The 20,779-nt window shown below is 68.0% G+C and carries 19 protein-coding genes; 13 read left to right on the plus strand and 6 right to left on the minus strand.

Going from position 1 to position 20,779, the window contains the following annotated elements; translation table 11 throughout:
- Nucleotides 1–56: 56 nt before the first annotated feature.
- Together OG289_RS19545 and OG289_RS19550 are read left to right on the plus strand one after the other, a co-directional pair.
- Nucleotides 57–1,136: a Gfo/Idh/MocA family protein gene (locus OG289_RS19545; protein WP_327315314.1), complete on the plus strand. Its 1,080-nt coding sequence runs from the start codon at nt 57–59 to the stop codon at nt 1,134–1,136.
- Nucleotides 1,136–1,645, plus strand: coding sequence for a heme-degrading domain-containing protein (locus OG289_RS19550; protein WP_327315315.1), 510 nt, complete (start codon nt 1,136–1,138; stop codon nt 1,643–1,645). The genes OG289_RS19545 and OG289_RS19550 overlap by 1 nt, the downstream gene beginning before the upstream one ends.
- Nucleotides 1,646–1,761: 116 nt before the next feature.
- Here OG289_RS19550 and OG289_RS19555 read toward each other — a convergent pair whose 3' ends face one another.
- From OG289_RS19555 to OG289_RS19565, 3 genes are all read right to left on the minus strand, one after another.
- Nucleotides 1,762–2,619 (minus strand): fumarylacetoacetate hydrolase family protein, encoded by an 858-nt coding sequence (locus tag OG289_RS19555; RefSeq protein ID WP_327315316.1) that lies wholly within the window; start codon nt 2,617–2,619, stop codon nt 1,762–1,764.
- 151 nt (nt 2,620–2,770) lie between these two features.
- Complete coding sequence (locus OG289_RS19560; RefSeq protein WP_327315317.1) at nt 2,771–3,478, minus strand: YidC/Oxa1 family membrane protein insertase; 708 nt, start codon at nt 3,476–3,478, stop codon at nt 2,771–2,773.
- Nucleotides 3,479–3,601: 123 nt separating this feature from the next.
- Entirely contained in the window at nt 3,602–3,913 is a 312-nt protein-coding gene (locus OG289_RS19565) for a DUF6412 domain-containing protein (RefSeq protein WP_327315318.1), read from the minus strand.
- Nucleotides 3,914–4,085: 172 nt separating this feature from the next.
- Here OG289_RS19565 and OG289_RS19570 point away from each other — a divergent pair, with 172 nt between their 5' ends.
- Together OG289_RS19570 and OG289_RS19575 are read left to right on the plus strand one after the other, a co-directional pair.
- Nucleotides 4,086–4,841 carry a hypothetical protein gene (locus tag OG289_RS19570; protein ID WP_327315319.1) on the plus strand — a complete coding sequence of 252 codons (756 nt, stop codon included), beginning with the start codon at nt 4,086–4,088 and terminating at the stop codon, nt 4,839–4,841.
- Nucleotides 4,834–5,217, plus strand: coding sequence for a GntR family transcriptional regulator (locus OG289_RS19575; protein WP_327315320.1), 384 nt, complete (start codon nt 4,834–4,836; stop codon nt 5,215–5,217). Before OG289_RS19570 ends, OG289_RS19575 begins: the two co-directional genes overlap by 8 nt.
- A 26-nt stretch (nt 5,218–5,243) precedes the next feature.
- Here the strand turns inward: OG289_RS19575 and OG289_RS19580 are convergent, their stop codons facing one another.
- Nucleotides 5,244–6,047 (minus strand): class E sortase, encoded by an 804-nt coding sequence (locus OG289_RS19580; RefSeq protein WP_327315321.1) that lies wholly within the window; start codon nt 6,045–6,047, stop codon nt 5,244–5,246.
- Between the two features lie 201 nt (nt 6,048–6,248).
- Between OG289_RS19580 and OG289_RS19585 the strand changes: the two genes are divergently transcribed.
- Nucleotides 6,249–7,724, plus strand: coding sequence for a beta-1,6-galactanase (locus tag OG289_RS19585; RefSeq protein WP_327315322.1), 1,476 nt, complete (start codon nt 6,249–6,251; stop codon nt 7,722–7,724).
- A gap of 630 nt (nt 7,725–8,354) precedes the next feature.
- Here the strand turns inward: OG289_RS19585 and OG289_RS19590 are convergent.
- Nucleotides 8,355–9,206 (minus strand): hypothetical protein, encoded by an 852-nt coding sequence (locus OG289_RS19590; RefSeq protein WP_327315323.1) that lies wholly within the window; start codon nt 9,204–9,206, stop codon nt 8,355–8,357.
- Nucleotides 9,207–9,318: 112 nt separating this feature from the next.
- On the opposite strand from OG289_RS19590, the gene OG289_RS19595 reads away from it, so the two are divergent.
- Entirely contained in the window at nt 9,319–9,825 is a 507-nt protein-coding gene (locus tag OG289_RS19595) for a transposase (protein WP_327315324.1), read from the plus strand.
- Nucleotides 9,826–9,895: 70 nt separating this feature from the next.
- The gene (locus tag OG289_RS19600; protein ID WP_327315325.1) at nt 9,896–10,912 is read left to right on the plus strand and encodes an SEC-C domain-containing protein; all 1,017 of its coding nucleotides are present in this window, start codon (nt 9,896–9,898) and stop codon (nt 10,910–10,912) included.
- A gap of 23 nt (nt 10,913–10,935) precedes the next feature.
- Here the strand turns inward: OG289_RS19600 and OG289_RS19605 are convergent, their stop codons facing one another.
- Nucleotides 10,936–11,715 (minus strand): SDR family NAD(P)-dependent oxidoreductase, encoded by a 780-nt coding sequence (locus OG289_RS19605; protein WP_327315326.1) that lies wholly within the window; start codon nt 11,713–11,715, stop codon nt 10,936–10,938.
- A 172-nt stretch (nt 11,716–11,887) separates the two neighbouring features.
- Here OG289_RS19605 and OG289_RS19610 point away from each other — a divergent pair, with 172 nt between their 5' ends.
- The 6 genes from OG289_RS19610 to OG289_RS19635 all read left to right on the plus strand — a co-directional run bounded on the left by OG289_RS19610 (nt 11,888) and on the right by OG289_RS19635 (nt 20,773).
- Nucleotides 11,888–12,328, plus strand: coding sequence for a very short patch repair endonuclease (locus OG289_RS19610; RefSeq protein WP_327320737.1), 441 nt, complete (start codon nt 11,888–11,890; stop codon nt 12,326–12,328).
- Nucleotides 12,329–12,479: 151 nt separating this feature from the next.
- A complete protein-coding gene (locus OG289_RS19615) occupies nt 12,480–15,032 on the plus strand; it encodes a Z1 domain-containing protein (RefSeq protein ID WP_327315327.1) in 2,553 nt (850 codons plus the stop codon).
- A complete protein-coding gene (locus OG289_RS19620) occupies nt 15,029–16,054 on the plus strand; it encodes a PD-(D/E)XK motif protein (RefSeq protein ID WP_327315328.1) in 1,026 nt (341 codons plus the stop codon). Before OG289_RS19615 ends, OG289_RS19620 begins: the two co-directional genes overlap by 4 nt.
- On the plus strand, nt 16,051–18,042 hold the full coding sequence (locus OG289_RS19625; protein WP_327315329.1) for a hypothetical protein: 1,992 nt from the start codon (nt 16,051–16,053) through the stop codon (nt 18,040–18,042). The genes OG289_RS19620 and OG289_RS19625 overlap by 4 nt, the downstream gene beginning before the upstream one ends.
- Nucleotides 18,043–18,125: 83 nt before the next feature.
- The gene (locus tag OG289_RS19630; RefSeq protein ID WP_327315330.1) at nt 18,126–18,935 is read left to right on the plus strand and encodes a hypothetical protein; all 810 of its coding nucleotides are present in this window, start codon (nt 18,126–18,128) and stop codon (nt 18,933–18,935) included.
- Nucleotides 18,932–20,773 carry a DNA cytosine methyltransferase gene (locus tag OG289_RS19635; protein WP_327315331.1) on the plus strand — a complete coding sequence of 614 codons (1,842 nt, stop codon included), beginning with the start codon at nt 18,932–18,934 and terminating at the stop codon, nt 20,771–20,773. Before OG289_RS19630 ends, OG289_RS19635 begins: the two co-directional genes overlap by 4 nt.
- Nucleotides 20,774–20,779 lie beyond the last annotated feature (6 nt).

Below are 20,779 nucleotides of genomic sequence, written 5' to 3' on the forward strand. Positions count from 1 at the left end.
GCCCCCATTCTCTCCCGCGCTTGCACTTTGGCAACAGCGTTGCGAAAGTGGAGCCCATGACAGGTACTCCTCTCCGCGTGGGCCTGATCGGCTACGGCCTCGCAGGCTCCGTCTTCCATGCCCCGCTGATCGCCGCGACCGAGGGCCTCGTCCTCGACACGGTGGTCACCTCGAACCACGAGCGGCAGGAGCAGGCCCGCGCCGAGTTCCCGGACGTACGCGTCGCCGCCACCCCCGACGACCTGCTCGCCCGCGCCGACGAGCTGGACCTGGTCGTCATCGCGTCCCCGAACAAGACGCACGTCCCGCTGGCGACCGCCGCCCTGAAGGCCGGCCTGCCGGTCGTCGTCGACAAGCCGGTCGCCGGCACCGCGGCCGAGGCCCGCGAGCTGGCCGCCCTCGCCGAGGAGCGCGGCCTGCTCCTCTCCGTCTTCCAGAACCGCCGCTGGGACAACGACTTCCTGACCCTGCGGGGGCTGTTGGCGGACGGCGAACTGGGCGACGTCTGGCGCTTCGAGTCCCGGTTCGAGCGGTGGCGGCCACTGCCGAAGGGCGGCTGGCGGGAGTCCGGCGACCCGGCAGAGATCGGAGGTCTCCTCTACGACCTCGGCAGTCACGTCGTCGACCAGGCGCTGGTCCTCTTCGGCCCGGTGGTCTCCGTCTACGCCGAGACGGACGTCCGCCGCCCGGGCGCGGAGACCGACGACGACACCTTCATCGCGCTGACGCACGCGAGCGGCGTCCGCTCCCACCTCCACGTCTCCGCGACGACCGCCCAACTCGGCCCGCGTTTCCGGGTGCTGGGCTCGAAGGCGGGCTACGTGAAGTACGGCCTGGATCCGCAGGAGGCGGCCCTGAAGGACGGCGAGCGGCCCGACCCGTCCGGCCCTGCCGACTGGGGTACCGAGCCGGAGGAGCTGTGGGGCCGTGTGGGTTCCGGCGAATCCCCGCTGACCGGCGGAGGAGGACCCGTTCGGACCCTCCCCGGCGACTACCCGGCCTACTACGCTGCGGTGGCCAAGGCACTGATCGACGGCGGCCCCAATCCGGTGACCGCCGTCGAGGCGGCCGCCGCCCTCGACGTCCTGGAGGCGGCCCGCCGTTCGGCACGAGACAAGGTGGCGGTGACGCTGTAATGGGCACCCACGAGATCACCCCGAAGTTCACCCCGGAGATCACCCCGACCCTGGAGGAGCTCCAGGGCCAGGAACGGCGACTGGTCTTCCGCCAGTTCACGAACGACGACGCGTGGGCGCTCGGCTCACTGCTGGTGGAGCTGGCCCGCGAGCGCCAGGCGCCGGTCGCCGTCGACATCCACCGCGCCGGCCAGCAGCTCTTCCACGCGGCCCTGCCCGGTTCGACCCCCGACAACGACGCCTGGATCGCCCGTAAGCGCCGGGTGGTGGAGCGCTTCGGCGCCTCCTCCTACCTGGTGGGCGCCCGCCACCGCGCGAAGGGCACCACGTTCGAGGACTCCTCCCGCCTGGACCCCGACGAGTACGCGGCCCACGGCGGCTCCTTCCCCGTCAACGTGGAGGGCGTGGGCATCGTGGGCGCGGTGACGGTGTCCGGCCTGCCGCAACTGGAGGACCACCGGTTCGTGGTCGCAGCCCTGGAACAGTTCCTGGAAAAGTACCTGGACTGAAGGCTTTCAGGGGCGCGGGGCCGTGCCATGTGCGGCTCCGCCACGTGGGCGCGACCAGCCACGGCCGGCCCGCAGGCAACACACCACCGCAGTTCCCCGCCCCTCCCGGCGGAGCGTCACGCGTCTTTGAACTCCTGACGCTGCTTGCCCAGCCCGGCGATCTCCAGCTCCACCACATCCCCGGCCCGCAGGAACGGCTTGGGCTCGGGCGCGCCCAGCGCCACCCCCGCCGGCGTCCCGGTGTTGATGACATCACCGGGATAGAGGGTCATGAACTGGCTGACGTACCGCACGACCTCGCCCACGGGAAAGATCTGCTCGGCCGTCGTCCCGTCCTGCTTCAGCTCCCCGTTGACCCACAGCCTGAGGGACAGACCCTGCGGGTCGGGCACCTCGTCGGCGGTCACCAGCCACGGCCCCAGCGGATTGAACGTCTCGCAGTTCTTCCCCTTGTCCCAGGTCCCGCCCCGCTCGATCTGGAACTCCCGCTCGGACACGTCGTGCGCGACGGCGTACCCCGCGACATGCGCGAGCCCTTCCTCCGCCGACCCCAGATAGCGGGCCGTGCGTCCGATGACGACCGCCAGCTCCACCTCCCAGTCGGTCTTGGCGGACCCACGGGGGACGAGCACGGTGTCGTACGGCCCGACGACCGTGTCCGCCGCCTTGAAGAAGATGACGGGCTCGGCGGGCGGCTCGGCCCCGGTCTCCCGGGCATGGTCGTGGTAGTTCAGCCCGATGCACACGATCTTGCCGATCCGGGCCAGCGGCGGACCGATCCGCAGCCCGGTGGGGTCCAGGAAGGGCAGCTCGCCGGAGTCGGCGGCGGCCCGGACCCGGGCGAGGGCCACGTCGTCGGCGAGCAGCGCGCCGTCGATGTCGTCCACGACACCCGACAGGTCCCGCAGCGTTTCGTCGGCCTCAAGCAGTGCGGGGCGCTCCGCGCCCGCCGTACCGACTCGCAACAGCTTCATGGTCCGTCACCATCTCCCTAGATCGCGGAGCGTCCGCCGACGGGTGCAGCCATCGGATGACTGGTCGATCCTCCAAGCTGGGCGTCCGCTCCGCAATACCCGGTTCACGTACTGGACCGCGGCCCCTTTCCCGGCCTACGGGCAAGGACGTCTACGAGTACAGAACCGCCCGTTCGACCGCGCTCCACGTCGTGCTCGTGATCACGTACAGCGCGGCGGCCAGCGGTACGACGGCCACGGTGACCAGCGTGAAGAAGGACAGGAACGGCACGGCCTTGGCGACCGTGCCGAGCCCGGGCACCTCCTGACCGGCGGCGACCTGCGGCACCGGCACCCGCCTCGCCCGCACGAAGTTGAAGGACGCGACGGCCGCGACGACGGCGAACAGCCCGAGGTAGACCAGTCCCGCCGCGCCGAACACCCCGCCGCCGGCCCCGGTCAGCGCGTCCGTCCAGCGGTCGCCGAGGGGCGCGGCGAAGAGCTGGTGGCTGAGCAGCTCATTGGCCTCGCCGCCGATCGAGGAGCTGGAGAAGAGGCGGTAGAGGAGGAAGAAGGCGGGCAACTGGCAGAGGCTGGGCAGCAGTCCGGACAGCGGCGACACCTTTTCCTCGGCGTGCAGTTCCAGCACCGCCCGCTGGAGCTTCTCGGGGTTGCGCGCGTGCTTCTTCCTCAGTTCGGCGATCCGTGGCTGCAACGCCGTACGGGCCTTCTGCCCCCGGGCGGCCGCGCGGGACAGGGGATGGACGAGGAGTCGTACGAGTGCGGTGAACAGGACGATCGCGGCGGCCGCGGCGGCCGCGCCGAACAGGGGCTGGAGCAGGTCGGCGAGATGCTCGACCAGGCCGGCGAACGCGGACATGGGTGCGGACATGGTGACGGACATGGGTGAGGAGCCCTCCGGGGGTCTCGTCGTGCCGAGGACAACGGGGTGGTTGACGGCATGACGACCCGCGCGGGTCACCCGTATGCGGCGAGGGGTGCCCTACGCGACGGTCGTCGGGAGGGCGTGGCCGGGTGCCCTGGGGCGGGGCCGGCCCGAGGCGTCGGGGTCGCGTTGCGGCAGGAAGGCCGTACGGCGGGCCCGGTCCCTGATGGCCGTGCGCACCCGGGTGGGCGGGACGGCGGGGGCGCTGCGCGCGGCGACGAGCGTGCAGACGGCGAGCGCGGAACCGGCCGCGGCGGTCGCGGCGAGCGCGACGGCGGCCGAGAGGCTGCCGGTGTCGAGGAGAAGGACGTCCAGCACGAGGAAGAGCAGGAGCGGCGCGGAGCGCGTGGTGAACCGGCTGCGGATCACGCTGCTTCCCCCTTCCTCCACCGGATCTCCCTTCGTTTATACCTCAGTTGAGGCATCTCGGAGGAGGGAGCCCCCGGCTTGTACCAAGCGTTTGACACAAGATGCGGCCGACGGCATCTTGTACTCACCACTTGATACAAGCATCGCTGGCATCACTCACCGGGGGCCCGACATGCTCGACACCGTCCCGCCCGAAAGACTCCTGGCCCGCGCCGATCTCTGCGCCCGCTGGGCCGGCCTGGCGCTGGGCGCAGTGGTCGCGCAGGCGCTGGCCGCCATGGACAGCGACGACATGGCCATGCCCTTCGTCTCCGCCGTCACCGCGTTCGGCCTGTGCGCGGTCGGCGGGGTCCTGCTCGGCGACTCCCTCACCCCCGCCCCGCAGGAAGCGGTCCGCACCGCCGTCCTCGCCCCGCGCCGGGTCCGGGACCACGTACCGCCCCGTATGGCCCCGCTGCTCGTCTTCCAGGCGGCCTGCATCGTCGTCCTGCTGACGATCGGGGCCACCGTGGCCTCCCCCGACAAGGCCGGCCGGACGGGCCGTACCCTCGCCGTCACCTGCTCCACGGTGACCAGGCACCTCGGCCCGTGGCCCGGCCTCTACTACGCCGCCCCGGTCCTCGGCTCCCTCACCCTCGGCACCGCCGCCTGCGTCTGGTCCCTGCGCCGCATCGCCCACCGTCCCGGGGACAACCAGCAGCGTCACGACCGCAGTTGGGCGATCACTGCGGCCTGGGGACTGCTGGTCTCCAGCCAGCTGCTGCTCATCGTCGGGATGATCGCGAGAGTGCTGTTCTACTCGAAGTGCGCCGGAATGCTGGGCAACGTCACGGCCCTGGTGATCTACCCCCTGGGCCTGCTGAGCCTGTTCGCCCTCGGGTGGTGCCTGTTCACCATCGTCGCGCCCCGGGCCGTGGACGATGAGTGAACCCGCCGTCCGTGTCGACACCACCAGCCAGGTGCCGCCGTACGAGCAGATCCGCGCCCAGCTCGCCTCGCTGATCGTCACCGGTCGGCTGGTGGAGGGTGAACGTCTGCCGACCGTACGGCAGTTGGCGGCCGACCTGGGCCTGGCGCCGGGTACGGTCGCCCGCGCCTACCGTGAGCTGGAGGCCGCCGAGATGATCCGCACCCGCCGCGGCGCGGGCACCCGGGTAGCGGCCCTCCCGTCCGAACCCCAGCACCCCGACGCCGACCGGCTCACCACCCTGGCCCGCGACTTCACCTCGGCGGCACGCGCCCTGGGCGCCGGGACCGAGACCATCCTGAACGCCGTCCGGGAGGCTCTGGAGCAGCGGTCGTAAGCCGGCCTGGAACGGGGGTGCTACGGCTAGGACTTCGGTTTCGTGGAGGTCAGTTCCCCCCAGACCACCAGGCGGTACCGGGAGGTGTACTCGGGGGTGCAGGTGGTGAGGGTGAGGTAGCGGCCGGGGGTGTCGTAGCCGTAGGCGGGCTTGGTGAGGGAACGGGGCACGGGCCGGATGACGCCCGCGTCGCGGGACGAGGTCTGCGGCAGGATCTTGTCGACGGTGTAGGTGTAGGTCGCGTTCCGGGTCTCCACCTCCACCTCGTCGCCCTTCTTGAGGTGGTTGAGGTACCGGAAGGGCTCGCCGTGGGTGTTGCGGTGCCCGGCGACCGCGAAGTTCCCGTTCTGGCCCGGCTGTTGTGTGCCGGTGTAGTGGCCGACGTACCCCTTGTTGAGCACGTGCTGCTTGCTGGTCCCCTCGGCGACGGGGACCCGGAGGTCGAGGCGGGGGATGCGGAGGACGGCGTAGGCCTGGGAGGAGCGGGGGGTGACGGTGGACGACGACCCGTTCCCGCCGCCGCCGGATCGGCCGGGTGCGTCCGCGGACGCGCGCCCGGAGCCGCTGCCGTCGACAGGCCCGGAGCCGCTGTCGTCGCCGGCGTCAGCGGTGGCGGTGCCCCCGTCGGCGGCCCCCCACTCCCGCTCCAACGCCTCCACCCTCCGCGCGGCGCCGTCCTTCGCCTCCCGGTTGGTCCACCACAGCTGATGCACGACGAGGAGCAGGACCAGCACCCCGGCGGTGACGAGCAGTTCGGCACCGCTCCAGAGCACCCGCCGGTACCGGGCGCGCCGCCGCCGGGTGCTGTGCTGTACGAGGGGAATCCGCACGCCGGGCACCATAAGGGGTGGGGGACAAGGTCACCAGAGTCGGACACGCACGACCTGCCCCGTTCGCCCCGCCGAACCCCTCGCCGCCCTTTCTCCACAGGTTTGAGAAAGGGCTGTCAGAACCCTCGACAACCCCAGGTGTCGCACCCGATGCTTCGTGTCGGCCGAACGGGACCGGCCACGACTCGGAGCGGAGTAGCCATGATCCGACGTAGAACTCTGCTGGCCGCCACCGGAGGCGCGCTCTTCGGAAGCGCGCTGGCAACCGGCACCGCCAGCGCCGACGCGACGATTGCCGTCAACCCGTCGACGACGTACGGAACTTGGGAGGGCTGGGGCACCTCGCTCGCCTGGTGGGCGAACGTCTTCGGCGCCCGGGACGACTTCGCCGACATCTTCTTCACCACCAAGTCGGTGTCCTACAACGGCAGGACCCTCCCCGGCCTGGGCCTCAACATCGCCCGCTACAACCTGGGCGCGTGCAGCTGGAACACGGTGAGCGGCGCGTCGATGGTGGCCTCCGCCAACATCCCCGGGTTCAAGCAGATCGAGGGCTACTGGCAGGACTGGAACAACGAGGACCCGACGTCCTCGGCCTGGGACTGGACGGCGGACGCGAACCAGCGCGCGATGCTGCAGAAGGCGACGTCGCGGGGCGCCACGACGGAACTCTTCGCCAACTCCCCCATGTGGTGGATGTGCCTCAACCACAACCCCTCGGGCGCCTCGGACGGCGGCAACAACCTCCAGTCCTGGAACTACCGCCAGCACGCCTCCCACCTCGCGGCGGTGGCGTTGTACGCGAAGAACAACTGGGGCGTGAACTTCGCGACGGTCGACCCCTTCAACGAGCCGTCGTCGTCCTGGTGGACGGCGACCGGCACGCAGGAGGGCTGCCACATGGACGCCACCGTCCAGTCGGCCGTACTGCCGTACATGCGCAGCGAGCTGGACAAGCGCGGCCTGACGGGGACGAAGATCTCGGCGAGCGACGAGACCAACTACGACCTGGCACGTACGACGTGGAACTCGTTCTCGTCGACGACGAAGGGGTACGTGAACCGGGTCAACGTCCACGGCTACCAGGGCTCGGGCGGCCGCCGCGACCTGCTCTACACGGACGTCGTGACGACGGCCAAGAAGGCCCTGTGGAACTCCGAGACCGGCGACAAGGACGGCACCGGCCTCACGATGGCGAGCAACCTGCTCTACGACTTCCGCTGGCTGCACCCGACGGCGTGGGTCTACTGGCAGGTCATGGACCCGTCGTCGGGCTGGGCGATGATCGCCTACGACCCGAGCACGCTGGCGGCGGGCGCGGTCACGACGAAGTACTACGTGATGGCCCAGTTCAGCCGTCACATCCGCCCCGGCATGACGATCCTCGACACGGGCGTGAGCTACGCGGCGGCGGCGATCGACAAGACGGCGAAGCGCCTGGTGATCGTCGCGGCGAACACGTCGACCTCGGCCCAGACGCTCACCTTCGACCTCTCCCGCTTCACGACGGTGAGCGGCGGGACGTCGGGCCTGGTCCCCCGCTGGAACACGGTGACGAGCGGCTCCGGCGACCTCTACACGTCCCACTCGGACACGTACCTGAGCGGCAAGACGATCAGCGTGCCGTTCGCGGCGGGCGCGGTGCAGACACTCCAGGTGGACGGGGTGACGATCTAGGGCGCGTACGAGTCGCGGGCGACCGGATCAGGCATATCCGGGCGGTGCGAAACCCCGAGAAGCTCCGTCCCTGGCGGATCGGCTGAGGAGCGATCCGAAGGCGGATCGGCTGAGGAGCGATCCGAAAAGGGGAACGTCGATGTGCCGCGGCTGCGGCAGGTACTGGCTGGGCTGCCGCTCGGCGCGTCCGGCCGGAGCCAGTGGGTGACATCCACCGCCAGGACCAGGCGCCCGTCGGCGGTCTCGGGCTGCGGCAGTCCGGACCGCTTGTTCTGTCATGCCTACGGCCGTAACGGACGCTCGCCGGAAGCACAGCCTCAGCAGCTGCGTCGCATGCGCTGCGACTTTCACCAGCCCGCACCATCGACGACCCGCTGATCGTGTGGGCCGAACTGGTCGTCGGTCTGCGATGAGGCTCGCGTTCCCAGCGGCGGAGGGGACGCGGCCTCACGGTGCTGGTGCTCACCCAACCTGCGCACTCGGTCCTCAGCCGCGGCGACCAGGTGTGAGCGGGCCCCACCCCTGGGCGGCGTGCCGAGCGCGTCGGCCAGGGGCGGAGACGCCTGGCGCGACCGCGTACGACAGCGACTCCTGGAACTGCTCCGCCGTGGCGCGCGATGAATGGTTCTCTTAAGGCTCTTCGGTGATGCTGGTGGCGATACCGTCGGTGATCTTCACCGTGGCGGACAGGGTGCCCCCCTTCGCGGCCTTCTCCAGCTCCGCCTCGGTGCACTGCTCGGCGGCCTGCCCGTCGGCATCGCCGCACATCCCGCCCACACCCCAGATCTTGGTGTCCTCCGCCAGCCAGAACTGCTGCTGGGTGTCCTTGGTGTCCGACACCGTGTACTTGCCGGGCGCCAGGTACGACACCGTTCCCAGCCAGGTCCCGCTCACGCCGCTGGACGAACCGCTCCCACCGCTGCTCGAACCACCGCTCGCGGACGACTTCGAACCGCCCGAAGAGGAGGACGAACCGCCGGTGGACGAGGAACCGGTGGACGAACCGCCGGTGGACGAACCGCCAGTGGACGAACCGCCAGTGGTGGAGGCGCCCGTGCCGGAATCGTCGGCGGGCCGTTCGGTGACGGTCACGGCTATGCCGCCCTTCAGCACCACGTCCGCCGGCACCGCACCGCTCTTCGTGGCCTTCTCCAGCTCCGCGTCGGTGCACTGCTCGGCGGCCTGCCCGTCGGCATCGCCGCAGATCCTGCCGGCGCCCCAGATCTTCGTGTCCTCCGCCAGGAGGAACTGCTGTGTCTTGCCGTCGGTGGTGACCGTGTACTTGCCCGGCGCCAGATAGGTGACCGTGCCCTTTGCGAATGTGCCGCTCACCCCGCTCTTGCCCGCAGCGGCCTGCGCCGTCGCCGCACTGTCCGCGGCAGCGCCCTGGGCGGTGTCGTCGTTCTGGCATGCCGTCATCAACAGCGTCCCCGCCACAGCGGCAGCAGCGATCAGGACGGAACGGGCACGCGGTGAATTCATGACGAAATAGCCCCTTCGGGAGCAGTGGAGTGGGAGGTGGTCAGCAGCCTGCGAGCCGCCGCGGATCAACTATGCCCCACCTCGGAACCCTCAACATCGATGTCCATCTGCCGTGGCAGAACGCGGACACATCAACGTCGCTGAACCACAGGACAGTTGCCACCGGCGAACCGCCAACTCCTGGCCTGGGCACGCCGCGCTTGCGGCGCAGGGCACAGCAGCCAAAAGCACGTGGGCGCCGCACCGACCGCAACAGCACGATCGGCATCAGTGCCCAGATGAGCTGCCAACTCTGCCCTCCGGCCTCGACAAAGGTGCCCTCCCGGCCGATGATGTCGCCGAGGTCACCGCGGCCCAGGTCCGCCGCGTGGTCGAGGACCACATCGACATGGGCCGTCGGCACGCGGGTGATCGAGACATCCTGATCGTCTTCGACGCCGGCTACGACGCTCCGCGCATGGCCTATCTGCTGGAAGGACTGCCGGTGGCGGTCCTCGGGCGGATGCGCACGGACCGTGTGATGCGCAAGCCCGTCCCGGTGCCTTGGATCTCACCGCCACAGGGCGGGCGCCCGGCCAGCCGCCCCAGTCGACCGACGGGTCGGCCGGCGGGGAGGTGATGGGGGCCTCTGACCACCCTGGCCTGCAGATACCTCTCTTTCGTCACCGGGCGGCGCTACGGTGTCCCCCATGCGCCCCGACACGCCTGCCGAGAACGTCGACCACCCCGCCGAAGCGGCACGCCTGGAGCGGACCGCCGGCCTGTATCCCGAGGACGCGGAAGCCCTGCTGTTGCAGGCCGCGGCCCACCTGGAACTGGCCGGCGACCGCCCCGCCGCGACGACCCTCTATGACCGCCTGCTGTCGGCCCCGGGCGGGCTGGACACCCCCTACCTGGTCCGCGCCCTGAAGGCCTCCAACCTGTGGGAGTACGGCCACGAGGCCGAGGCCCGAGCGATCATCGACGGCATCCGCGCCGCGGCCCCCCGCGATCCCGCCCCCTGGGTGATCGTCGCGGAGTCCCTGGAATCCCACGACGAGCTGGAAGCGGCGCAGGAGACGTTCACCGAGGGCGTGACCCTGCTCCTGGCGGACGCCCAGGAACCCCCGCACTCCTCCCACCCCCTCCTCTTCGGCCGCCACCGCGTACGCAGGATGCTGGGCGCGGCCCACGACGACTGGGACGTCCTCGCGGACACCCTCCACTCGTCGACCGTCTCCCTGGACGAACTCCACGACCCGAAACGGGTGTGGTCCCTGGGCTCGGACAACCCGGCGGAACTGGAGGCGGAGATCTCCCGCCTGCGCGCCGAGCTGGGCGCGTACCGGGAGGAGCTGTCCCGCCCGTTCCCGGTGGCGGTCCTGCACTGGCCGGCGGGCGAACTGGCGGAGCTGGTGGCCGCCTACCCGACGCTGGAGGCGGAGTACCCCTCCCACGAGACCCACCTCGCGACGATAGAGGCGTCACTGAGGGAGCTGTCGGCCTCGGGGACGGGCAACCTCGGCATCGTGACGGGCACGGTGCCTTCTTACGAGGCCTTCGCGGCCTCGGAGGCGGCATCACCGGGAGACGCGGACCTGCTGCCGCAGTACGCGACGACGCTGGCGGCGAGGGGCAAGGCTGTGGGGTGGCCTCCGGAGCGGGGGGCGACTTGTTGGTGTGGGTCGGGGGCGGCTTACAAGGGGTGCCACGGGGTGGGGGCGTAAGGAACCGTCCCCCTCACCAAGGCTCAGCCGACGCTCGGCGCGTCAGGCCGCATCGCGTCCGAGATGGACTTGACGCCGCCATGCGCGCTGAGCCCCCCGTCGACGGGGATCTCCGCTCCCGTGATGAAGGAGGAGGCGTCGGAGAGGAGGAAGACGATCAGCGGCGCAACATCATCAACGGTGCCGCTGCGACCGAGAGGCGTCTCCCGGATGGTCGTCTCCCGGAAGGCCGGGGTCGCGGCGGCGGTCATCTCCGTCTCGATGTAGCCAGGGTGCACGGTGTTGACCCGGATCCCTCGCGGCCCCAACTCCGTGGCCGCGATCTTCGAGACGCCCCGCAGCGCCCACTTGCTGGCGGTGTAGGCCACCGGGTAGTAGCCGGTGTACGCGGTGGACGACCCCACGTTGACGATGGACGACCCCGGCGGCATCAGCGGCGAGAGGTACTGGATGCCCAGCAGCGGCCCGGTGGTGTTCACCGCGTGCACCCGCGCGAAATCCTCCGACCGCACCTCCCCGAGCCGGGCCCGATGAATGACGCCCGCGTTGTTGACGAGCCCGTGAATGTGCCCGTGCTCCTCCCGAAGCTCGGCGGCCAGTTCCGCCCAGTCGTCCTCACTGGCGACGTCGAGACGCCGACAGTCCCCTTCGGGGCGGATGTCGGTCGCGATCACCTTGGCACCGGCCTGGACGAGGGCTTGGGCTTCGGCAGCGCCTTGGCCTCGGGCGGCGCCGGTTACTACGACCACCTTGCCGGTGAGGTCGTGAGAGATCTGGGAGCTGGCTTGGGGGGTGTGGTTCATGGCGGACAACCTAGCTTCGGCTGGTGACCAGGGGTTCGCCGCGTCTGTCCAGCCGCAAGTCCGGATTGTGGAGGCAAAGCTGTGGACAGGACATGGGCAACGCCTCAAGCACGCCGGCAGAATTGCTGCCGTGTCCGGTGCTCTCCCATCCTCCCCATCCGTCTCCGCCCGCATGAGCCGCCAGGGCTCCCGCGATACAGCCCCGGAGGTCGCGGTTCGACGGCTGCTGCACGCCTCGGGGCTGCGGTACCGAGTCAACGTGCCGGTACCGGGGATGCCTCGCCGAACCATCGACATCGTCTTCGGCAAAGCCAAGATCGCCATCTTCCTGGACGGCTGCTTCTGGCACGGATGCCCCGAGCACGCCACGCATCCGAAGGCCAACGCGGAGTGGTGGCGGACAAAGCTCGACAAGAACATAGCTCGTGATGTCGAGACGACCGAGCACCTCACCGCTGCCGGCTGGACAGTGCTGCGCTTCTGGGAACACGAGTCCGCCGCGGATGTGGCCCACCGCATTACCGCATCCCTGACATCCCAGAGACCGACCCCACCCGAGCACCCATCCAGTCCAAGCCTCACCGAGAGTGACGACGCCGACAACCAATCGTGACCCTGATTCACTTATCAACAACCACATCACCCAATAGTGTGTAGGGGTTGTGCAAGTGGGGCGCCGACCTGTACTTGAGAGCGGTCTGCCGCGACGGCATCGCTCTACGGTCGGGGGGCGTGACGAGCGAGAGCGGGGGCGGTCGAGTCCTGTGACCGACGAATTCGATGACATGTATGAGACGTTCAAGGCGATCTTGGACGCCTTTCCCCCGTCAGAGGCCGTGAAGCGGCTGGAGTTGATGGGTGTCTCCTCGGCCGTCATCCAGAAGATCCGCGATCGTCACGAGCAGCAGACGATACGCATCAAGGAGCTCGAAGAACCCCACGCCGTCGTCCTGGGCAACCGCGACACCTGGTACACGGGGCCACAGCCCAGGGACAAGTGCTGGCCCGCGATCGAGGACCTGCTGCTTCGGGACGGCTGGTCCAAGGGCACCGCCATCCGAAACCTCGATGATTCCTCCACTCGGGTCGTCTCGCTGCTGAACCACCCGAAGGAAAAGGCGTTCTCCACGCGGGGCCTCGTGGTTGGCTATGTCCAGTCCGGCAAGACGACGAACTTCACGTCGGTCATGGCCAAGGCCGCCGACCGGGGCTACAAGCTGTTCATTGTTCTTGCGGGCATTCACAACGGCCTTCGCCGTCAGACACAGGCCCGTCTGGTTGAGCAGCTCGTGGAGCCCAACCCCTCGCTGTGGTCCCAACTGACCGATCTCGACAAGGACTTCACCCCTACGGCGAATCCAGCCTCGTACTTCGGGAAGAGCAACAAGACGCATGTGCTGTGCGTCGTGAAGAAGAACGCGACCGTACTGCGCAAGCTTGCCGTGTGGCTGGACAAAGCGGCGGACTACTTGAAGGACTGTCCGGCTCTGATCATCGACGACGAGGCGGACCAGGCGACTGTTGCGACGAAGTCCATCAATCCGCTGATCCTCAGCATGATGAAGAGCCTGCCGCGTTCCGCGTACGTGGGATACACGGCGTCGCCGTTCGCCAACCTGCTGATCGATCCCAGCGCCGAGGACCTCTATCCGCGGGACTTCGTCGTCAACCTTCCCAAGCCGGAAGGACACTTCGGTACCGAGGTGTTGTTCGGGCGCTATGCGCTCGACGGTGAGGACCCCGACCAGGTCGACGACGGCCACGACATGATCCGGTCCGTGCCGGAGGACGACGTACCGTGCGTGCGCCCCGAGACAAAGGCCGATGTCGAGGGCTTCGAGCCCGTCATCACCGACACACTCCGCAGAGCTGTCGAGTACTTCTGGCTCGTGACAGCCGCTCGCCGTGTTCGCCGTACCGGCAATCCGCACAGCACGATGCTGATCCACACAAGCGTCAACACGTCCGTGCACAACAGCTTCGAGCGACCGTTGCAGCACCTGCTGAACCGGGCCGCGCAGACCATGACCGACGCCGTCTTCCTCTCCCGATTGCGTGATCTCTGGGATCAGGAGACGGCACGCGTCCCCGCCGACGACTTCGGCGAGACAAAGGTGCCGTTCGACGACCTGGTGCCCGAACTGCCGGGAGTTCTGCGCAGTTGCCGCATCGTCATGGACAACTCCAGTAGCGAGGCTCGTCTCGACTACGAGAACGGTCCGGTCGTGGCGATAGCCGTGGGAGGCAACACCCTCTCCCGCGGGCTCACCCTCGAAGGCCTGTCGGTCAGCTATTTCGTGCGCGCCGTCTCGGCATACGACACTCTGCTGCAGATGGGTCGTTGGTTCGGCTTCCGGAACGGCTACGCCGACCTGCCCCGCATCTGGATGACCGACGAACTGGCCGAGTGGTTCCGGCACCTGGCCACGGTCGAGACCGAGATGCGCCGCGACATTGACATCTACATGACCGAGTCCGAAACACCACGCACCTTCGCCGTCCGGCTGCGCACTCACCCTGCACTACGAGTGACCGCAGCCGCCAAGATGCGCGATGCAGTCACAGCTGCCTCCTCATACGGAGGCAAACGGGTTCAAACCCACTACTTCCACACCAACGCCGACTGGCTGCGTGGAAACATCACGGCTGCACGTGAACTGGTCTCTGCGTCGACTTCCAACGCCGTGAGAGTGGAGGATCGCTCCGCAGAGGGACGCTACATCTTCCGTGACGTGCCATACGACATGGTGATCGACTTCCTAAATTCCTACAGTTTCCATGAGCGGTCGCCCGAGAACGACGCGGACCTGATCAGCGGCTACATCCTGAAGCGTGTCACGACGGCAGGCTCACTGCGCCGATGGAATATTGCGATCGTCGGCAACCCCGACGGAGAACACTTCACCTTCGCGCCAGGAATATCTGTCGGGCGCAACATTCGTACCCGGCTCGCCGTGACCAACCCCGCTCCGGACTTCGCCGACATCAAGACGCTGATGAGCCCTCGCGATGCCGCCGTGGACTTGGACAGAGACACAGCAAAGCTCACCGAGAAGGGCATCAGAGACTCGCGTCGCCTCCATCTGCCGGACACAGGGCTGTTGGTTCTGTACCCAATTGACAAGACGTCCGAGCCAAGTCCCGGCAAGAAGCTGCGTGCCCCTTTGAACGCGGAAGAACACGTGATCGGCGTCGGCCTCGTCTTTCCGGAACCGCAGCACGGGGACAGCACCGTGGAAAAGTACATCTCCGCGGACCTGTCGGGTGTGCGATTGGAGGACGAGGACCTCAGCCTCCTCGAAGGTGAAGACGCATGAGCGACAACGACTTCCGTGACATTGTCGAGGAACACTGGGTCGCGCTCGAAGCCGCGCCGACCAGTGGCGAGCGTCGCCTCCGCGTTTCACAGCTTCCGGTGGTGACCGAACAAGGTGCCTTGGTGGCAGCGGTCGATCACGACGGGTTCCGCCACGTGCTCGTGCCTGTGCACTCGCATTTGAAAATTCGTTCCGGCCTCGACGGCCCCGTCCTCCACTTGCGTAAACGCCCCTTGGAGGATGAGGAAACGTATCAGACGTACGCCGATCTCGCCTGCTTGCGCTCGGACCTGAACGACCTGTTCACAGAGCTTTGCGCGGACATACTGTCTGCGACAGAAGAACTGCCGAACAACCCTGCCAAGGCGCTCTATCGGGTCCTCGACCGCTGGAAGGCTCTGTTCCAACCACAGGGAGCTGTGCTCGGTCCCGAACAGCTCGCGGGCCTTTTCGGGGAACTTCTGGTACTCGACCGATTCCTGCAGTTGGACTCCAGCGCGCATCGCCTCTGGCACGGACCAGAAGGTCACCACCACGACTTCACCACCGGAAAGCTCGCTGTCGAGGTGAAGGCGAGCTCCAAAGGAAAAGGCCGAAGGCCGCGCGTTCATGGGCTCGACCAACTCGACGCCCCGGAGGGTGGAACCCTCTGGCTGGCCTGGTTCCGCCTGCACCGCACCATCGGCGGCAGTTCAGGTGTCGGCTTCTTGGAAATGCTCGAGAAGACGCTTCGATCCTGTGATGACGAAAGCACCCTCCTCGAACTTCTCGCCCAGGCCGGTTACCGGTCCGTCGATGCCAAGTGGTACCGCGATGTGCGCTTCGTCGTCGATGAGGAGCGATGGTACGAGGTGACCGCGGGCTTCCCCTCGTTGACCAGCCGGGCGCTCTTAGCGGCAGGCGTGCCGATTTCCGCTCTCGACGTCGAGTACACCATCGACCTGTCCGGTCAGACTCCGGTCCCCTTGGCGCCCGACGCGGTGTCCCGGACGATCGACCGCATGATCCAGGAGTCCGCGTGACGGAACCCCGCTGGTTCTCCCAGCCCTACCCTCCGGAAGGTGCGAGCGCCGCCGAGGGCATCCGCAATCAGCTCGGCCGGCCCGAGCTCGATCTGCTCACCATCCTGGTGCGGGAGTCGGCCCAGAACAGTTGGGATGCCCGGCTCGAGCGGTCCTCGACGCCCGTGGACTATCGCATCGACATGTGGACCGTCGGACCGGCCCACGCCGGTGCATGGCGGGAGCTCCTGCTGTCAGGGGCTCCGAACAGCACCGAGCACTTTCCGCTTCGCGACACACTCAAGCGGGGCCCGGTCCGAGTTCTGTCCGTGTCCGATCGTGGCACCCGCGGGTTGGGCGGCCCGACGCGAGCGGACAATGCCGTGGGTCCCGACCGTGACTTCGTCTCCTTCATCCGCAACATCGGCGAACCACGCGACACGGCGCTCGGCGGCGGCACCTACGGCTTCGGCAAAGGCATTTTCTACCTGCTGTCCAAGCCCGGGACCGTCATCGTCCATTCCCGCTGCCGAACCGCTGCGGGCGGACACGAAACACGTCTCATCGGCTGCTCCCTCTGGAAGAGCTACGTTGCGGCGGAACCCGACGGCGGTCGACGCTATACCGGTAGACACTGGTGGGGCGACATGTCGGGCGAGGTGGTCGAGCCGCTGGTGGGCGCGGAGGCGGAAGCCGTGGCGCAACGCCTCGGACTCAAAGCGTTCGGGCCGGAGGAGACCGGAACGGCGGTCGTCGTCGTGGATCCGAATCTGGACGATCTCGAGCCTGCGGAGGCGGCCGACTATCTGGGCGACACCATCGTCTGGCACCTGTGGCCCAAAATGATCTCCACTGCGGGCAACCCACCTGCCATGCGATTCTCCGTGGCCTACGACGGACTTCAGCACCCGGTACCCGATCCGCGCACCATGCGTCCTCTCAACTTGTTCGTCGCGGCATACGAGGCGATGGTCGGCCCGGCCGGCAGCGACCTGGAATGTCATAAGCCCAAGAAACACCTCGGACGCCTCGGCCTGGTGAAGCGCATCATGCCCTCGCTGGAGCCCACACGGGCCTCCCGCATGCTGGACATCGAGGACCTGATCCATCACGTCTGCCTGATGCGCCCTGCGGAGCTGGTCGTCACGTATCACGCCGGCCCCAAGCCGCCGAGCGCAAATCAAGGTTATGCCGGGGTGTTCAGGGCCGACGAAGCCATGGACGAGGTGTATGCCAAGGCCGAGCCACCGACTCACGACGCCTGGAACCGGCATTCCCTCGACAGGCCCGAGAGCACCTACGTACAGACGACGTTCCGGCGCATCAGCGAAAGCCTGGAGCAGTTGCTCTCCCTGAGCGGCACCGCACGCCCCGGCGCCAGCAATGTCGCGCTGGGAGCGGCCAGTTCGCTCTTTTCGGGATTGGTCGGGGGAGCCTGGGGCATCGGTGGAGCCACCGCCTATTCCAAACCGGGCAGCACCATCACGAGTGCGTCCAGGTCGTCCGATGTCGAGGACACCGCAACGCACGAGGCCGCAGGCGGTCGACGTCCCCCGACAGGCCTCGCGGACCGGACCGACCTCGGCGGCACACACCCCACCGAGAGCTTCGGTCATGACAGCCGGCCGACCGCAGAAATATCGGACGGTGGCGCCCCTGACGCTCCACGTCGTCGTCCCCGAGTGCAGTACGTCGGCGACCCCTACTACGACGACCGCGGAGACACCTCCGTGCTGGTTCAGGAGTTCCGACTGCCCGTACCCGGGCCTCAGCGCGTACGCATCGACCTCGCGGTCACGCTGCCCGGCAGCGGCGGGCGCGAGACCGATCCCCCGATCGGGGCGAGCATGCCCGTACTGATCGGTTGGGAGGACACCACCGGACGGCTTCACACCTCCGATCCACAAGTGGTCGAAGGCGGCGAGTCCGTCTGGCGTGCCGTAGTACGACCTGCTCCGGACACCATGACCGAGATCGGCATCAAGGTCGAGGCGGTGAGGGCTTCGTGACGCGACGCGTTCTTCCCTACCGCGCCCCGACCGAGGACGTCGTGGCACCGGGCCCTTGGCGCCTAGTGATCGAGGACGGCGAGGTGGCCCTGCCCGAGGCCTTGCCCGACTGGGACTACCAAATGGACGTGCACGTACGTAGATCCCTTCATGTCGACCTGGACCGGGTCCGGCAGCAAACGGGGCTGTCGGCGCACGCCGCACTCATGCTCTCGGTGGTCTGGACTGCCACAGGTTCCAACCTCAGCGGCCCTGCCAAGCATGTGCGCCTGTCCGAGGCCGGTACGAGGGCCGTCGAAGTCGATGTCCTGTTGCGTGGTGCCGATCTCGGCGGCCTGTTGCTCCTGGACACCTCACTCGTGCTCGCCGAGCGCATCAACGACGCACGGCCTTCCTCGCCAAGGCGAGCGGGATCCGTGCTGTGGAGCGATCGCGAGGCCCTTCGTCTGCAGGGCGACGCCCCACAGTTCCCCATGGCCGTGATCGACTTCGCCCGAACGTCATTCCCGGCGGACGCCGCCTGGCACCTGCAAATCAGTGGGGGCCTTGAGAGCGCCACCATGGGTGCCCTCCTGCTCCTCGTCAACGAGCAGAACACGGTGACCGCCACGGCGTTTCAGAACGCGGGCAAGCCTCGCCCCGTGGATCGGATCGTTCTGTCGGCGGTGTACGCGGATGCCGCCCGGGTCATGGTCGAGCACGCGCTGGCACATGAAGAGTTCATCGAGGACGCGGACTTCCCTGACGGTTCGCTGGGCGCCACCCTGCTGAGTTTGTTCGATCAGCTCTTCCCGGGTCAGTCAATCACCGACATACGCCTCCGCCATCGGCAGTCGCCGGCCCTGTTCTCGTCGGATCTGCAGGCCGCCGTCAAGATCTTCGAGGTGTCATGATGAGCTTTCTCTACCCTCGACTCCTCGCCGAACAGGCAAGACCCCTTTTCGACGAGTACCAGCACCTCATGCCGGCCGCCCTGTCCCGACGCGTCGCCCTCACGCACGACTCCGCGGTGTACGTGGCCACGGGGGGAGACCGAGTCGCTTCCGGTCAGCTCCGTGAACTGCGAGAAGGCGTGTTGGAGCTCGCGAAGCGTGCCGGTTTCCCCGACGAGTCCGACCGTGCGCGCAATGCCGAGTTCGACCTTCGACTGGCCGCGCTGTTGCACGGAGAGATGGGCATGGTGCCCGCCGAAGCCGCGTCCCGGGATGTCTGGGCCTTCCTCGCTCTCGTCGTTCTTCCTGATGTCGCGTTCTGGCGCTATCCGCAACCGCCCAAAGACCGGGTCCTCGGCACCGACCTCACCCGGCACGTGTTCGGTCGTCTCTGGTGGCGGGCACAGCTCGTACGAGCACCCGAGGAGTCGGAGCCGTACCGCGCCCTCGAGATCCTCGGTGAGGCGGCGTTCGACCAGATTTACGCGCGCCGCGCCGCACTGGGCGGAAGTCCTCACTTGGTGAGGGCAATCCTGCGGGTCTGGAAAGATCTCGACCTGACCGGTCTGAACGAGCGCGAAACCCTCCGCGACTTCCTCAAACGACTGCTCCGGCTCGCTCCGTTCGTACTGTTCGACGGAATCGAGGAGCACGCTCTCGACGGCGAGTTGCGTGCCGTCGCCCAGGAGTCGGTGGACGCCCAGCGCCCCGCATCCTCGTCGAATGCGACCCAAGTCGTCTCAGAGCCAGCGGCTTCCGCAGGCCCAGTCGAGCCCACTCCCATATCTGCCTCCCTCGACGAGGGGTCGCTGCTTTCCCAAGGAAAACCGCCGACTTCCCCCGAAATTCGACGATTCAGGTCCATGGAGATCTGTGCGGGAGCGGGAGGACAGGCACTCGGCCTCGAACGCGCCGGATTCGACCCGGTACTGCTCATCGACAGCAAGGCGGACGCCTGTTTCTCGATCGACCTCAACCGACCGGCTTGGGACGTCGTGTGTATGGACGTGGCCCAATTCAGCCCGCGCATGCGTCCCGACGCCACTGACCTCGATCTCATCAGTGGCGGACTGCCACGCGTGAGGTCGTCGGCGACAGTCGGGCGGGCGGAAGACACAGAGGAACGCCGGGTCCTGCGCGCAGCAATCAGCCTGGCGTGCGGCATCGGCCCGAAGGCCGTGCTCTTCGAAAACGTCCCTGATCTGGTCGACGGACCGGATTTTGCTGCGGATCGGTCCTGGATCGACCACGAGCTGCACCAGGCCGGCTACCGCACCAGTTGGAAGATCTTGAACGCCTCGGACTTCGGCGTCCCCCAAAACCGGAAGAGCGGCTTTCTGGTCGCTCTACGAGAGCCGTATTTCGGGGGTTTCTCGTGGCCTCTACCGAATGACGAACCGCCGCCCACAGTGGGAGAGGCCCTCGGCGTTTCCATGTCTGCCGGAGGTTGGCCCGGGGCCGAACGTTGGATCAAGAAGGCCGACCGGATCGCGCCGGCCCTCGTCGGGGGCTCCGACCGCAGAGGCGGAGCCGACCTTGGCCCGACAGGCAGCAAGAAGGCGTGGGCCGCGCTCGGAGTCAACGGCAACAGCCTCGGGGACGAGCCTCCCGGGGCCGACTTCCCCGTGGACGAGCTACCCAAGCTGACCGTCGAACAGGCGGCGACGATCCAGGCCTTCCCCGATCATTGGAAGCTCTTCGGCGGCAAGACCTCCAGGTATCGTCAAGTGGGCCACGCGATGCCGCCTCCACTGGCGACCGCCGTCGGCCAGGCCCTCGCAACCGCACTCCGAAGCTAAGATCGC

The organism is Streptomyces sp. NBC_01235, from assembly GCF_035989285.1.
GTDB lineage: Bacteria > Actinomycetota > Actinomycetes > Streptomycetales > Streptomycetaceae > Streptomyces.